This is a genomic window from Bacillus sp. 1A, assembly GCF_052682215.1.
This window is the reverse complement of the sequence record NZ_JBQYLZ010000001.1, coordinates 4,293,690-4,308,477: the sequence shown is the minus strand read 5'-3', so window position 1 is coordinate 4,308,477 and position 14,788 is coordinate 4,293,690. Positions and strand designations below refer to the sequence as shown.

Genomic DNA, 14,788 nt, shown 5'->3' with positions numbered 1-14,788 from the left:
GAAAAAAAGAAGGTGACGAAGGTGAGATTACATAAAGCTCTTCAGCCAAGTTTTATAAAAAGAATGTACTATATGAGGTTTATCGGAAAGTTTACAAAAGCAGAGAGAGAGAAGAATGGAGAGAACTTCTTTGTACAATGCCTATCGCCAATACCATTCACGTTACAAGAGCAATTAAAAAATGAACCATACGTATTTGAAGGTTTATGTAGCAATAAAAAGAATGAAAAAGTCTTTTCGGAATTAAAGAAAAGAAAATTAGAAAAGCAATTGGTTATGTTTCGTCTCTATTATGAAAGAGGACATATATACGTGGAGTTAATTTGTGCAGAAGAACCACGAGAAATGGCCAATGGCTATAAAATGATTCCAGTACCTAAAGTTTCCGAATACAAAAAAGGAGAGTCTTTAGAAAGAAAACTTGGAAATGGCTATTTGTCATTTCTAATGCCAAAATATCCGAAAGACTTTGAGCCTCCCGAATTATTGTGGCATGATGGAAGGTTATATGGAAATATATCTTTAAAGTCATCATCAATTAGTTCAATCGCATATTTTGAACAGCAGAGGGAATGTAAGTATATAGACTTAAATGACTGGATGAAGTATGTGGAAATAGCGGTAGAAGATCAATTGTATTTTGTAAGCAATCACATGTATGAGCAATTAAAAAAACGAATGACTGAAGAAGGTAAGCATGTAGAAGTAGAGGAAATAAAAGTGCACAAGGATGAATGGGAATGGGATGAGCGTGAATCCGTCTTTTTACAGTATGTAAAAAGTTTTGTACGTAATAAAGGGCTATATTTGGATGAAACGGACATTTATAATTTCCATATAAGTGCGAAAACAAATATGTTGACGATTCTAGGTGGTATACCAGGCGCTGGGAAATCCCGATTTGTGCAAGCTTATGCAGAAGCACTTGGATTACAGTATGGGGAAGAATTGGTTTGGATTCCGATTTCACCATCGTATCAAGAACCACATGATTTACTTGGTTACCTTCACCCAAATGGTACTTTTATTGAAAGTGAAACAAAATTAGTTAGGGCGTTAATGAAGGCAAAAGAAAATCAAAATCAACTATATATAATCGTTTTTGATGAAATGAATATGTCACATATTGAGCATTGGTTTACTCCATTTCTATCTGTTCTTCAACTTGAAAAGCAAAACCGTATTCTAAATTTGTATGAAGGTGTACAAGGAAAAGAAAATCCAATTCCATCAACAATTGAAATTGGTGAAAATATTATATTTGTAGGTACAGTAAATTTTGATGAAACAACGAAAGAACTCTCAGATCGATTATTAGATCGGACGAATTTAATAACGTTACAAAAGATTCCGTTTTGTGAGATGTGTATGGAACAAGAGAAAATTGTATTACAACCACCTCTGAAAGTAACTGCAGGAGAATTTCGTATAAGCTGGGTCAGGAATAAAGCGATGATTGAGGTGTTTTCTGAAGAAGAGTTAGAACTATTAGATAAGTTACATGTTGTATTGTCATCACATGATATGTCAAAGGGAATTTCATTTCGATGTGCAAACGCAATCGCTACTTACTTGCAAAATATACCGTTCCAAAATAATCATTCCTATATGATCAGTAGAGAAGAGGGATTTGATTTACAAATCAAGCAACGTGTATTGACGAAAATAAGAGGTACTGAAATGATGGTTGGGTCTTTACTTTCTGAAGACGTAAAAAGGGGGGCGACATTACTACCTCTTTTGCAATCGCAACTTGCAAACAGAGTATCTACATTTGAACACTCTTTAGCATATATAAGAGAAAAGCGTAGAGAACTGGAGCTGTATGGCTATGCAAAATGAAGGGCGATATGAAACAGAAATCGTTGATACGAAAGAAACACTCCCTTTTGTATTAAAGTTAATCATTGGAACTGAGGCAAAGGGGGAATATATTTTATTAAATCGTCTTTGTACATCTACTACAGCATTAGTTCAATGTATTTATAAAGTACAAGAATTAAAACCAATTAGATTACATTACCATTATGAAAGTCCAATGAATATTACTTTTATATGGAATAAAGTATATGAGGGACAGAAAAATATAAAAGAGTCAAAATATGAAATAAATGAAAAAAAACAAAAGGTATTAATATATGAACATGGAAAAACGGAATTCTTTTATCCATGGCGTTGTGGATTATATCATTTTGAAGTGAATATAGAAGATAGAACGTATTATGGCGCATTTCAAATCGTTCCCAAAAATTTTTTTGATGATCAATTTGAAATGATTCAAAACTATGTAAAGTCAATTTTGAATGAGTTGATTTTAGATAGAGGTTATTATAAAAAAACTTTCTCTGCACTTAGTGATATTGAAGATTCTTCTTATTTAGTGTTACTTAGAAAGTTGCCGCAAAAGATGAAAAAGATAAAGCAAATTTTTAAGAAAATAGAATCGAGTTCAAAATTTATACATGAATATAAATGGGAAGAAAAAGAGCGGAAAGCAACGAGAAAAGGAGCCATAGTGGCGGAAAGAAAACCGTATGCAAAATATTATAATCGTAAGTTTATAGAACAAAAAAATAGTAAGGAAAATGCATTTCTTAAATTTAAAGCGATGCACTTTTATTTCTATTTACTTGAAGCTGAAAGTTTTTTGAGCCAAACAATTGAAATATTAGAAAGAGCAAAAAGAAAGAAATCAGAAGAATTTCAAGCTGTAAAAACGATTATACAAACAATTGAGCGTAATGGATCAGTGACCGATAGAGAGAAACAAAAGTATAAAAATATTCATTTACTAAAAGAGGCGGATTTGCGAAAAAGCTCTATGAAGATACAAGAATATAAAATATTAGCGCACTTTGTACATGAAAGTGTACAATACTTTCAAACTTTAATGCATTCTCCATTTTGGAGAGAAGTTTCCGAAACAGGTAACATGTACTCACATAATTTACCGATACCACATCAACAACTACTACAGCATTTAGATGTACTTCCACAATATACAGAACAATCTCCATCTTTATTATTTGTTTATAAACCAACATTTTTAGTGTATGAATATTACGCTTTTTTTATCGTTATTTCCATGTTAGAGCAAATTGGTTTTGAGGCTAGAAATTCCATTCGTGAACAAATTCAAGAACATTTTTATGTAGATGGATTACAGGATGGAACGACAGTAGTTTTACACCGAGATGATATTAGAGTACATGTCGCATTTAATGATTTAATTGAAACTCATCCCCTTATTGCATTAAGTAAAGGGAGTAATTTTTATAATGGAGAAGATACGAAGAAGCCAGACATTCGCTTAGACTGTTATGTAAAGGAAGAAGGGAAATACGTATATCAATCTTCTATTATTATTGAAGTGAAGTATAGCCCAATGTACAACATTTTTCAGCACGTTGGAAATACGAAGGCAACTGAGCAAATGTATAAGTACTGGTCTATAAAATATGTAGAAGAACAGGATGGAAAGAGAGTCTATTATCGAAGGGCCATTTATGAAGTTATTTGTGTATATCCAGGAAGTCATATGCATAGTAAAAAAATTGAGTCTGGATGTGGTGTGTTTTTGCAATTATATCCATATAAAACGAAACAAGGGGAAGAGAAATTAGCCGGAAAACATGGAATGGTACAAATTTTTGAGAAGTGGTTAAAAAGCATGAAGAAGTAAAAAAATCCTTTTTTATAAAGGATTTTTTTAGATTAAGAAGAAATATATGCTGTATGGAAGACAACTTTATACGATTTGAATTTGAAAGTAATATAAGTATGTTGTTAGAAGAACGGTACATGAGGGATAAAAGACGATTAAGATGGAATTTAATTCGTTTTACAGAATATAATAAGTCATAAATATTTTTAGTTGCATACGAAGATTTGTTCTTATATGATAGATAGTGAAAGCGTTATCAAATACAGAGCGGCGATGGGAAAGGCGGGTAAATATGTTCCAGCGTGTTCAAACAAAAGAAGAACATTTTTGGTTCGAGCAACTATGGGGAGATTTTTGTGAAGAAAGAAACTTAATGTTCGTAGAACGTAATTTAAATCCATCACGATTTTTATTAATAGAAGATGAACATCATATTGGTACAGTAGAATGTATTAAGTATACGGAACCAGAGCAATCGAATTCTGAGTTTTTCTATCCGTTTTCTAAAAATGATTTAGTGAAAGATTTGAAAAATGTGTATGAAATAGGCAAGTTGAGTATTGCGAAAACGTCTCGTGGGAGAGGACACTTCAAAAGACTAACAGCTATTTTATTTATGCATGCATTAGAAACGAAAGCAGAATGGTATATTGCAGCAGTGACAAAAAGAATGTATATGTATTTATTAACACTCGGTTTCCCAATTGAACCGGTAGATAAGCCATTTCAGTTTCATGATACTTTACAAGGTGTACCAGTGCGAATTCATGCCCGAAAAGGGGCTACGCATTTGTATTCTTTAAAAGAATTTCGAGATGTGATTCAAGGGAATGCTCATGCACAGGCATTAATCGCAGAATACAGTAAAAATATTATGTTAACAAAATAAAGCGAAATGAATATATATAATAAAGAGAATGCTATTTTAATATGAAGTCATTCTTCATGAAAAAAGACCCTTATTATTTTAATAAGGGTCTAAAAATTATAATCCAAATATACTAAAAATCATTTTGCGGCGCTTCGGCTTCTTTTCTCGTTCATATGTTGGTTTTGAATCGGGAGTAATATATATTGGTTCTTCTTTCTTCAGGGAAGCTTCTAGCTTTTGAATTCGCTCTAACATTTCCTCCATTTCACGGCGATGTTGTAAAAGTTGGTACGTAACAACATCATTTGCCTTATCTTGCATTTGTTCTTCCATTCGATCTAGCCTTCTCGTAATAGTGTTTAATTGAGCTGCTAATTGCTCAAATTCATGTGATGATTTGTCTTGAACAATTGTATTTACTTGAGTTTTTAATTCTTCAACATCATTTGATGATGTTTTTTGAGTAGGGTGAGAGTTTTGAGACTGCTCTATTTGTGAAAGATGGAATTCTAACATTTGATCTAAATCTTCTTGTGTGAAAATAAAGTGACCATATTTATTTTTTTCTATCGTAAGATTTAATTGTTGTGCAATCCGGACAACAGCCTTTGGGCTAACACCTAATTTTTTTGCGATAAATGGTGTTTTATATTCCAAAATAATCCCTCCTATATATATCCTGTTGAATGATTTCGATCTATGAAGGAAGTTCCCTTCTAGTGTGACAAAAGAAGTGTGGAATCGGCAAAGAAAGTGTTTTTTCACGAAATGAAGCTGTGAAGAATATATCGTTTATATAAAATGTTTTATCTTAAGATTTGGAACTATTTGACTAAGGGAAATGAATTAGATTATCATAATGATAAATATCTTTTTTATGTATGCATATAATATATAAAAAGGTGGTTGCTAATGTAGAATTTTTTTAGAGTATTAGAATGCTTACTTCACTTGAATAAAATTAAGTAGGAGGTGGCTTCCTTGCTTACAATGTAAGTAAGGAGAAGTATTTGGACATATATAGTATAAGTATAGTGATTGTTTTAATTGCCTTAACGGCATTTTTCGTCGCAGCAGAATTTGCAATTGTTAAAGTGCGAAGTTCACGAATTGACTATTTAATTGCAGAAGGAAATAATCGCGCAACATCTGTCAAAACAGTCATTACAAACTTAGACGAATATTTATCTGCTTGTCAGCTAGGAATAACAGTTACAGCTCTGGGGATTGGGTGGTTTGGTAAACCGGCGTTAAAGCAAATGTTTGACACGCTTTTTGTAAATTTGAACATTTCTACTCAACTAGCAGACATTTTTGCTGTAATTTTAGTGTTTTTGTTTATTACATTTTTACATGTTGTAATAGGGGAATTGGCCCCAAAAACATTCGCGATTCAAAAAGCTGAACAAGTGAGTTTGTTTGTTGCTAAACCATTAATTTTCTTTTATCGTATGGCGTTTCCATTTATTTGGATCCTAAATGGATCAGCTCGAATTATTACGAAGTTGTTAGGGCTGAAACCACCGAAAGGGCACGATGAGGTTCATTCAGAAGAAGAATTACGGTTGTTAGTTTCAGAAAGTTACAAAAATGGAGAGATTAATCAATCTGAATATAAATATGTAAATAAAATTTTTGAATTTGATGATCGTATAGCGAAAGAAATAATGGTACCCCGAACTGAGATGCATATTATAAGTAAAGAAATGCCTGCTGAAGAAGCTTTGCAAAAAATGTCTCGGGAAAAATATACGAGATATCCAGTTGTAGATGGGGACAAAGATCACGTAATAGGCTTTGTAAACTTTAAAGATATTTTCACAGATTTTGTGCAGCATAATGCAGTAAGTAATAAGAAAGTAGAGAAATATATTAGGCCAATCATTTTAGTTATCGACTCTATCCCAATACACGACTTATTTTTAAAAATGCAAAAAGAAAGAACGCATATTGCTATATTGATAGATGAATATGGTGGTACGTCTGGACTTGTTACAGTTGAAGACATTTTAGAAGAAATAGTGGGAGATATTCAAGATGAGTTTGATACGGATGAACAGCCAGAAATTCAACAAGTTAGTGAAACGAAAACAATACTAGAGGGAAAAGTGCTTGTTAGTGAAGTGAATACGTTATTAGGTTTAACAATTGATGATAATGGTGTTGATACAATCGGTGGTTGGATTTTAACGAAGAATATAGAAATTGCTGAAGAGGATTTCATTGAAATTGAAAATTATAAGTTTTGTGTAAAAGAATTAGATGGACACTATATAAAGAGATTAGAAGTTACAAAAACTGTAGAATCAATTGTTATTTTAGAAGATGAAAAACAAATTCCATTTCAAGAACAAATTAGTTCGTAGACTCTGCTATATGGCAGGGTTTTTTTGAGCATAATGTTTTTGGCAGAATAAGAGCTATGATACAATGGCATAAGTCAGACCTTTCACTAGGTGAAATATTGTTGTATACATATATTTGGAAGGGGAAGAGTTATGAAAAAGCATTTATATATAAATGGAGATTGGAAGTCTGTAAACACTTATAAACCATTATACGCACCATATTCTGAAGAAACGTTAGCGGAAATTGCACAAGGAACGGAAGAAGATGTACAAGAGGCTGTTACTGCTGCAAAAAATGCAATGAAAAAAATGAATACATTATCTGCATATGATCGTGCGACTATTTTAGAGAAGGTTGCACAAAAAATGGATGAAAGAAGAGAAGAATTTGCAGAGATTATTGCAAAAGAGGCTGCAAAACCAATTCGTGCTGCGAGGGGAGAAGTAGATCGTACCGTTCAGACATACAAATTTGCAGCGGAAGAAGCGAAGCGTATATACGGCGAGACACTGCCACTTGATGCAGCACCTGGTGCAGATGGGCGTATTGCATACACAATACGAAAACCGATAGGGGTTATAGGAGCTATTACACCATTTAATTTCCCATTAAATTTAGTGGCACATAAAGTCGGCCCTGCAATTGCTGCCGGAAATACAGTTGTGTTAAAACCAGCTGATCAAACGCCATTATCGTCTTACGCATTAGTTGAATTATTTGAAGAGGCAGGATTGCCAAAAGGAGCTTTAAATATTATTTCTGGTCCCGGTTCAACTGTAGGTGAGGCGATAGTTACAAATGATGATGTTGCTTCCATTACTTTTACGGGAAGTCCGAAAGTTGGAATTGGAATTAAGGCAAAGGCTGGGTTAAAGCGAGTTACGTTGGAACTGGGATCAAATGCTGCTGTTATTATTGATGAAGATGTAGAATTAACAGATGAAGTAATTGAACGTGTAAAATGGGGAGCATATGTAAACAATGGACAAGTTTGTATTTCGGTACAACGTGTTTTTGTACATGAAAAGAGAATGGATGAATTTCTTTCAAAGCTAAAGATAGCGATGGAAACAGTTATTGTTGGTGATCCATTGCTGGAAGAAACGGACGTATCGGCTTTAATTTCGAAAAAAGATGTAGAGCGAATAGAAATGTGGGTGCAAGAAGCTATTAAGGAAGGTGCTACTGTTTTATACGGTGGTAAGAAACGTGATGCAAGGATTTTTGAACCAACTGTATTAACAAATGTTCCAGAGTATGTATCTGTTCAGTGCCAAGAAGTATTTGGTCCACTCATGACAGTAAATACATTTAAAGAATTTGATGAGGCAATTGAGCAAGTAAATCATTCACGTTACGGTCTACAAGCAGGTGTGTTTACAAATAATTTGTTTAAAGCAATGCGTGCAATTGATGAGCTAGAGGTTGGTGGTGTCATGATTAATGATATTCCAACGTTTAGGGTAGATCATATGCCTTACGGTGGTGTTAAGGAAAGTGGTACGGGGCGTGAAGGAATTAAATATGCAATAGAAGAAATGACAGAAATGAAATTAGTGTGTATTAAAAAATAAAGTAGAGCGAGCTTAAATATCCTAATAAAAAACGAGCTGGAAATGTTTACGATTCCATACTCGTTTTTTTATTGTTTGTTTTACGTTTCTCGGAACGATTTAATTTAACCAAGTGTACCTTTTACTTCATTTCTTGTTTGAAAATAGCATCTTCTACATAAATTTGTTCTTTGTCAACAGCAGTGCTATGAGATAATACTAAACCGATTGGTGTTTCTATACCTTTATTTTGAACAATTGTAAAAGGAACATTTTTTTCATTTGCTAATTTAATGTATTTTGATAAATGTGGGTAAGCAATGCCACCATTTAGGAATATTTGTAATGATTGAGAAGAGCGCATGCTACTAGCTACTTCAGAATATACATTACTTTGCATTACTTGACCGATAGTTAAAGCGATTTCTACACGCTCACGTAACGTAGTTAAATACATATTACGTTCTTCTGGTTTGTTCTGCTTTTGGCCGTAAATGCCTTCTTGGAGATAATCTTCCACATTTTTATTTACCATATTTTTCACACCTTTCATTTTCTATTGTACGAAAGAATGAAGCAGGATGCAAAAAAAGTCGCATCGAATGTAAAAAATTTTGAATGAAAGGAAGGAAAATGGAATGTATCAATCTAAACAATTAATAAAGACATTAAAAATTTTATCAACACATATTAACAAAATGTGACAATAATCTATTAACGAATCGCATTTTTTGTGTTAATATTCAAAATATAAAGGGTGTTCGTCGCATGGAAATGGAGGAAATGGGGGTTTTTCCAATCGATAAGGATATTAAAGAAGTATTTTGTTCGCACTTGAAAAACAACAGGCACCAATTCGTTGAGAACTGGAAAAACAAAATGATAATTTCCGATAAAGATCCATTTAAACTAGAAGCAGTTCAAAATGGAGAGGATTTATTAGAGTTAATTATCGAACTTACTATGGAAGAAAAAGATATAGATTATCTTCAGCCATTATGCGAGAAAATTGCTATTGAACGTGCAGGGGCAGATGCGAATATTGGAGATTTTGTTTATAATGCAAATGTGGGAAGAAATGAACTTTTCGAAGCGATGTGTGAATTAGATGTTAGCGCACGTGAATTGAAACCGATTATGGCCCAAATACATACTTGTTTTGATAAATTAATTTATTATACTGTTTTAAAATACTCGGAAATTATATCAAAAAATTTAGAGGAAAAACAGCAATATATTAATGAAACACATAAAGAAAGGCTGACGATTTTAGGGCAAATGTCAGCAAGTTTTGTACATGAATTCCGTAACCCACTCACTTCAATTATGGGATTTGTTAAATTATTAAAGGCAGACCATCCAAGTTTATCTTATTTAGATATTATTTCGCATGAATTAGACCAATTAAATTTTCGTATTTCGCAATTTTTACTCGTATCGAAAAAAGAAATGTGGAATAAATCAGAACAATTTTGGCTTAATGATTTGTTTCAAGATATTATACAGTTCTTATATCCGAGTTTGGTCAATGCAAATGTTTCGATTGAAAAGAATTTACCGTATCCAATTCCACTTGTTGGCTATCGGAGTGAAGTGAGACAAGTATTTTTAAATATATTAATGAACTCAATTGACGCTCTAGAATCAATGAAAGAAGAACGGAAAATTATCATTGATGTATTTGAAGAAGATCAATCGATTCGAATTGTGATAAAAAATAATGGGCCAATGATTCCAGCTGAAAGTGTAGAAATGATTTTCGAACCATTTGTAACTACTAAAAAGTTAGGAACTGGTATTGGATTATTTGTATGTAAACAAATTGTAGAAAAACATAATGGGTCTATCATGTGCCGTTCAGATAACGAATGGACAGAATTTCAAATTGTATTTCAAAAATAAACAGTCTACACCAAATGAATGGTGTAGACTGTTTTAATTCGTAAGTATAATGGCTTCTAATTTAGGATCTTTAGTTGAATAACCTAAAAATGAAATTGTATATATGATGTTCGGTTCGACTTTGAAATTCGGTATAGTTAGTAAGACGCTGGGATTATCGGCGAGTGAAACTTCAATATCTGCTGTACCAGGACTAACTTCCAAAAAATCTGTTATTTGTTTAAAGAGTACATTTTCAAATAAATGATCTCCACCTTTTAAATCTACATTTACAACAGGGGTATCTGGAGAAAAATGTGCAAAGCGTATTTTTGCTTGACCAGCTGGTAAATGTGTATTATCAAGCATAGGTTGTAATTGTAGATGATTGTCACTATTTATTGCGGCAAAAGTATAAGTGTGATTCCCCATTATTGGTACTAAAGCTGAAAAGATGGGAGTTTCATTTCCAACAGGGACAATATCTATACGGTATTTACCTTGCACTAATGTTAAATAGGGGCTAAATTGTTTAAATGAAATATTTTTAATAACCTTTTGCCCGTTTACTAAAATGTCAACCGCAGGTGTATTGGAAGCAGAGTGAAAAAAACGTATGTGTGACGGTAAAGCAGCTTCTTGTGAATCTCTTTTTTCATACGCCTGTACAAGTTTCGTAAGCGCATCGTAATATTTCATATATAGTTCTACATATTTTTTCGGATTTTTAAATTGATAGTAACGAGCGAGCTGTTCGTAACGTGCAGCTTCTTGTCCATATTTTTCGATTTCAGATTGAGACATGAATATTCCTCCTTTGTCATCATTAAAACTATATGCTTAACAAGAAAGAGGTTATGCGAAAAAATTGTTTTTTGAAGGAGAAAAGTTGAAAATTAATAAAGAGTATTGCTTATGGATAAGTGTTTTTTAGGCGAAAGAGCCTTATAATTTTTTAGAGTATACAGCAATATATCATCTATGTTGGATGATGATGTACCGATTACAACGTATATTTCGAAATAAAAAACCTTAAGAGCGTATGAAGTAACATATCGAAAACATGTCCAAAAATCCTTAGAAAACTAGGGATTTTTTTAATAATGGGCAAATACACATACAAAGTGATAATTGTCCTACATAAATTATAAAGGAAAGGTAGTTTAAATATAAGGAAAGGAATAAAATATTGGGATGGGGATATCCAAAAAGGAATTGTGAATGGAGTTATGGACGATTTTGTGCTTTACGATGTAGGATGAATTTTGAATTTGTAACATTATTTTTTCTATTTACGTTAGCAAGTGGCAGTATTAACCGATAAAAGAGCGTCGTGCCGAACTGATTAATGTGGTTAATCGGTTCTTTTTTTATTGTATAAAACGGAGGAGAATGTATGTAAAATATAGGTTTCTATAAAAATAATTGCTATGCATTTAGTAGGATTAATTGTCGATATTTGTTTGAAAATATGCAATATAAAGTAGGAGAATAGGAAGGAGTTTAAAGGGAGTTTCGTCGAAGTTTACACAATGTCGGCAATTGAGGGAAGCTGATATTATGTTAAGAAAATATGTAGTGAAGCGTTTATTTTATATAAAGGAGGGTTATTGGAGCGTATAGATAAGGGTTGGTCTTCGTTTTAAGTTCTGAATTTTCTGTTTTCGAAATTAATATTTAGCACTCATTTGTATATTTTATAATAGTTTTTTGATAAAATCACTGCTTTCGCAGAGGGTTCTTTTTTATGAAAGAAACGTCAATTTTCTTCATATATATATACAAATTGGAGAAATGGGGGAGCGCTATGCGCGATTACTTAATTAAACCACTTGTTGGTCAGCCGTATCCAATGATTTCACATGGAAAAGGTGTGTATTTGTATGATCAAAACGGAAATAAATATTTTGATGGCTCGTCAGGGGCAATTACGGCAGGTATTGGGCATGGCGTAAAGGAGATTGCAGATGTTATAAAAAAGCAAGCAGAGGAGATTGCTTTCGTTTATAGATCACAGTTCACGAGTGAACCAGCTGAAAAATTAGCGAAGAAATTAAGCGATTTAAGTGTAGGAGATTTGAACTGGAGCTTTTTTGTGAATAGTGGTACGGAAGCAAATGAAACAGCTATGAAAATTGCAATCCAGCATTTTCAAGAGCGAGGTATTCAAGGGAAGCATAAAATTTTGTCACGATGGATGAGTTATCACGGTATTACGATGGGAGCCTTATCAATGTCTGGGCATCCACTGCGCAGACAACGTTTCGTGTCAATTTTAGAAGATTATCCAACTATTCCAGCTCCATATTGTTTTAGATGTCCGGTGCAAAAGGTATATCCAACTTGTCAGCTTGCTTGTGCGACTGAACTAGAAAGATCAATTGAAAGAATTGGTGCAGAACATATCGCAGCTTTTATCGCTGAACCGATTATCGGAGCAGCTGGAGGCGCAGTCGTTCCGCCGAAAGAATATTATAAAGTCATTAAAGATATTTGTAGTCATTACGATATTTTATTTATTGCTGATGAAGTAATGACAGGGCTTGGTCGTACTGGCGCATGGTTTGCGATGGAGCATTGGGGTGTAGAACCGGATATTATGACTCTTGGTAAAGGTTTAGGAGCTGGATATACACCGATGGCAGCGACGATTGTAAGTGACCGTGTTATGGAGCCAATTTTACGTGGATCGCGTTCTGTAATGAGTGGGCATACGTTAAGTGCAAATCCATTATCTGCAGCAACAGCTCTAGCTGTTATTGAATATATGGAGAAACATAATCTACCTGAAAAAACAGCAGAAAAGGGAGAGTATTTAATAAAAGGACTACAGAAAGTTCAGCAACAATCGACAATCATTGCTGATGTGCGCGGAAAAGGGTTGCTGATTGGAGTAGAATTGCAACCGTTTACAAAAGCTTCGGAACTTATTTCGGTTGCAGCTAAAAATGGTCTTCTTTTATACCAAGCTGTTTCAGGGCAAGCAGGAAAAGAAGATAGTGCACTGCTTGTAGCACCCCCGATGACAACTACATATTCCGAGTTAGATGAATTACTTTCAATTTTTGCAAAAAGTGTAGAAGAAATGATGCAAAAAGGAGGGCATAGTATCGCATGACAACTATTACGAATACATTCGATAAATTAAAAGAGATAGAGGAAGTAATTTCTTTGTTCCACGATGATATGACATTAATGTTTGGAGGATTTGGGGGGATTGGATCCCCTCCATCTTTAATACAGGCGATTTTAGAAAAAGGAGTTACAAATTTAAATTTAATAGGAAATGACACGGGATTTCCTGATGTAGGAATCGGTCGTCTTGTTACGAATGAAAGAGTAAAATCATTAATTACTTCACATATTGGTTCAAATCCAAATGCAGGAAGACAGCTAAACGAAGGAAGGTTACAAATCGAGTTTTCTCCTCAAGGAACATTAGCAGAGCGTATTCGCGCTGGTGGTGTAGGACTTGGAGGTGTATTAGTTGATGTAGGTGTTGATACGATTGTAGAAGAGGGAAAACGTACAGTTGAAATGAATGGCAAGACATATTTAGTGGAAACAGCATTAACTGCTGAGGTTGCAATTGTATATGCGAAAAAAGCGGATCCGTTTGGTAATCTTGTGTTTGATAAAAGTGCTCGTAATATGAATCCTCACGTAGCTATGGCAGGGGATATAACGATTGTAGAAGCAGAAGAAATCGTTCCACTTGGAAGTTTAGATCCAGAAGAAATTGTTGTCCCAGGAGTATTTGTAAATTATATCGTACCGTCGGAAGGAGTGAATTGGAAATGGGTATGGGCGTAGAAGTGAGAGATAAGATTGCTAGGCGCGCGGCGAAAGAAATACAAAATGGTATGATTGTAAATTTAGGTATTGGTATACCATCGCTTGTACCGAATCATCTTTCTGACGATATAAACGTTATGTTTCATGCGGAAAATGGAATTGTAGGTATGGGACCTACGCCAAGAAAAGGGAATGAAGACGAAAATTTATGTAACGCAGCAGGTTTACCGACTTCTCTTATTACAGGAGCGAGTTATTTTGATAGTTGCACAGCGTTTGGGATGATTCGAAAAGGTTTATTAGACATAACGATTCTTGGTTCATTACAAGTAAGTGAGAATGGTGATTTAGCGAACTGGATTGTACCAGGAAAACGCGTTCCAGGTATTGGGGGAGCGATGGATTTGGCACAAAAAGCGAAGCGGGTCGTTGTTGTGATGAATCATGTCGATAAATACGGAAATGCAAAAATTGTTTCGGAGTGTACATTACCATTAACTTCAAAGAAATGTGTAGATTTAATTATTACGGATATGGCAGTTATGGAAGTGACGCAGGGTGGACTCGTTTTACAAGAATTAATGAGTCCATACACAGTGGAAGATATAAAACAACATACAGAAGCTGATTTTAAAATTGGCTCTAACTTACTAGTAATCGAATGAGGGGAGATGT

The 14,788-nt window shown here is 33.9% G+C and carries 12 protein-coding genes; 9 read left to right on the top strand and 3 right to left on the bottom strand.

The window, feature by feature from the left end; all coding sequences use genetic code 11:
* Window positions 1-21 precede the first annotated feature (21 nt).
* The 3 genes from ACUN0F_RS22055 to ACUN0F_RS22045 all read left to right on the top strand — a co-directional run bounded on the left by ACUN0F_RS22055 (window position 22) and on the right by ACUN0F_RS22045 (window position 4,553).
* On the top strand, window positions 22-1,842 hold the full coding sequence (locus tag ACUN0F_RS22055) for an AAA family ATPase (RefSeq protein WP_445540154.1): 1,821 nt from the start codon (window positions 22-24) through the stop codon (window positions 1,840-1,842).
* Window positions 1,832-3,682 (top strand): hypothetical protein, encoded by a 1,851-nt coding sequence (locus tag ACUN0F_RS22050; protein WP_445540153.1) that lies wholly within the window; start codon window positions 1,832-1,834, stop codon window positions 3,680-3,682. Before ACUN0F_RS22055 ends, ACUN0F_RS22050 begins: the two co-directional genes overlap by 11 nt.
* Before the next feature lie 274 nt (window positions 3,683-3,956).
* On the top strand, window positions 3,957-4,553 hold the full coding sequence (locus tag ACUN0F_RS22045) for a hypothetical protein (RefSeq protein ID WP_000487799.1): 597 nt from the start codon (window positions 3,957-3,959) through the stop codon (window positions 4,551-4,553).
* Between the two features lie 96 nt (window positions 4,554-4,649).
* Here ACUN0F_RS22045 and racA read toward each other — a convergent pair whose 3' ends face one another.
* A complete protein-coding gene (racA, locus tag ACUN0F_RS22040) occupies window positions 4,650-5,192 on the bottom strand; it encodes a chromosome-anchoring protein RacA (protein ID WP_000456016.1) in 543 nt (180 codons plus the stop codon).
* A gap of 353 nt (window positions 5,193-5,545) precedes the next feature.
* Here racA and ACUN0F_RS22035 point away from each other — a divergent pair, with 353 nt between their 5' ends.
* Window positions 5,546-6,901 carry a hemolysin family protein gene (locus ACUN0F_RS22035; RefSeq protein ID WP_445540152.1) on the top strand — a complete coding sequence of 452 codons (1,356 nt, stop codon included), beginning with the start codon at window positions 5,546-5,548 and terminating at the stop codon, window positions 6,899-6,901.
* A gap of 132 nt (window positions 6,902-7,033) precedes the next feature.
* Window positions 7,034-8,458: an aldehyde dehydrogenase family protein gene (locus ACUN0F_RS22030; RefSeq protein WP_048546594.1), complete on the top strand. Its 1,425-nt coding sequence runs from the start codon at window positions 7,034-7,036 to the stop codon at window positions 8,456-8,458.
* Between the two features lie 121 nt (window positions 8,459-8,579).
* On the opposite strand, the gene ACUN0F_RS22025 is transcribed toward ACUN0F_RS22030, so the two are convergent.
* Window positions 8,580-8,972 (bottom strand): YueI family protein, encoded by a 393-nt coding sequence (locus ACUN0F_RS22025; protein ID WP_000247570.1) that lies wholly within the window; start codon window positions 8,970-8,972, stop codon window positions 8,580-8,582.
* A gap of 233 nt (window positions 8,973-9,205) precedes the next feature.
* On the opposite strand from ACUN0F_RS22025, the gene ACUN0F_RS22020 reads away from it, so the two are divergent.
* Entirely contained in the window at window positions 9,206-10,339 is a 1,134-nt protein-coding gene (locus ACUN0F_RS22020; protein ID WP_336296936.1) for a BA2291 family sporulation histidine kinase, read from the top strand.
* 33 nt (window positions 10,340-10,372) lie between these two features.
* On the opposite strand, the gene ACUN0F_RS22015 is transcribed toward ACUN0F_RS22020, so the two are convergent.
* Window positions 10,373-11,122, bottom strand: coding sequence for a DUF4397 domain-containing protein (locus ACUN0F_RS22015; RefSeq protein ID WP_445540151.1), 750 nt, complete (start codon window positions 11,120-11,122; stop codon window positions 10,373-10,375).
* A 1,003-nt stretch (window positions 11,123-12,125) separates the two neighbouring features.
* On the opposite strand from ACUN0F_RS22015, the gene ACUN0F_RS22010 reads away from it, so the two are divergent.
* The 3 genes from ACUN0F_RS22010 to ACUN0F_RS22000 are packed head-to-tail and all read left to right on the top strand — an operon-like array spanning window position 12,126 to window position 14,778.
* Window positions 12,126-13,436, top strand: coding sequence for an aspartate aminotransferase family protein (locus ACUN0F_RS22010; RefSeq protein ID WP_001205889.1), 1,311 nt, complete (start codon window positions 12,126-12,128; stop codon window positions 13,434-13,436).
* Window positions 13,433-14,131, top strand: a complete 699-nt coding sequence (atoD, locus tag ACUN0F_RS22005) for an acetate CoA-transferase subunit alpha (protein ID WP_000208097.1) — start codon at window positions 13,433-13,435, stop codon at window positions 14,129-14,131. The genes ACUN0F_RS22010 and atoD overlap by 4 nt, the downstream gene beginning before the upstream one ends.
* Window positions 14,116-14,778 carry a CoA transferase subunit B gene (locus ACUN0F_RS22000; RefSeq protein WP_137052520.1) on the top strand — a complete coding sequence of 221 codons (663 nt, stop codon included), beginning with the start codon at window positions 14,116-14,118 and terminating at the stop codon, window positions 14,776-14,778. Before atoD ends, ACUN0F_RS22000 begins: the two co-directional genes overlap by 16 nt.
* The last annotated feature ends 10 nt before the right edge of the window (window positions 14,779-14,788 follow it).

What these genes read in the sequence shown, in the direction of transcription:
- atoD (WP_000208097.1), top strand. Translation starts at nt 13,433, where the DNA reads ATGACAACTATTACGAATACATTCGATAAATTAAAAGAGATAGAGGAA.
- ACUN0F_RS22015 (WP_445540151.1), bottom strand. Translation starts at nt 11,122, where the DNA reads ATGTCTCAATCTGAAATCGAAAAATATGGACAAGAAGCTGCACGTTAC.
- ACUN0F_RS22000 (WP_137052520.1), top strand. Translation starts at nt 14,116, where the DNA reads ATGGGTATGGGCGTAGAAGTGAGAGATAAGATTGCTAGGCGCGCGGCG.
- ACUN0F_RS22025 (WP_000247570.1), bottom strand. Translation starts at nt 8,972, where the DNA reads ATGGTAAATAAAAATGTGGAAGATTATCTCCAAGAAGGCATTTACGGC.
- ACUN0F_RS22045 (WP_000487799.1), top strand. Translation starts at nt 3,957, where the DNA reads ATGTTCCAGCGTGTTCAAACAAAAGAAGAACATTTTTGGTTCGAGCAA.
- ACUN0F_RS22050 (WP_445540153.1), top strand. Translation starts at nt 1,832, where the DNA reads ATGCAAAATGAAGGGCGATATGAAACAGAAATCGTTGATACGAAAGAA.
- ACUN0F_RS22020 (WP_336296936.1), top strand. Translation starts at nt 9,206, where the DNA reads ATGGAAATGGAGGAAATGGGGGTTTTTCCAATCGATAAGGATATTAAA.
- ACUN0F_RS22010 (WP_001205889.1), top strand. Translation starts at nt 12,126, where the DNA reads ATGCGCGATTACTTAATTAAACCACTTGTTGGTCAGCCGTATCCAATG.
- ACUN0F_RS22030 (WP_048546594.1), top strand. Translation starts at nt 7,034, where the DNA reads ATGAAAAAGCATTTATATATAAATGGAGATTGGAAGTCTGTAAACACT.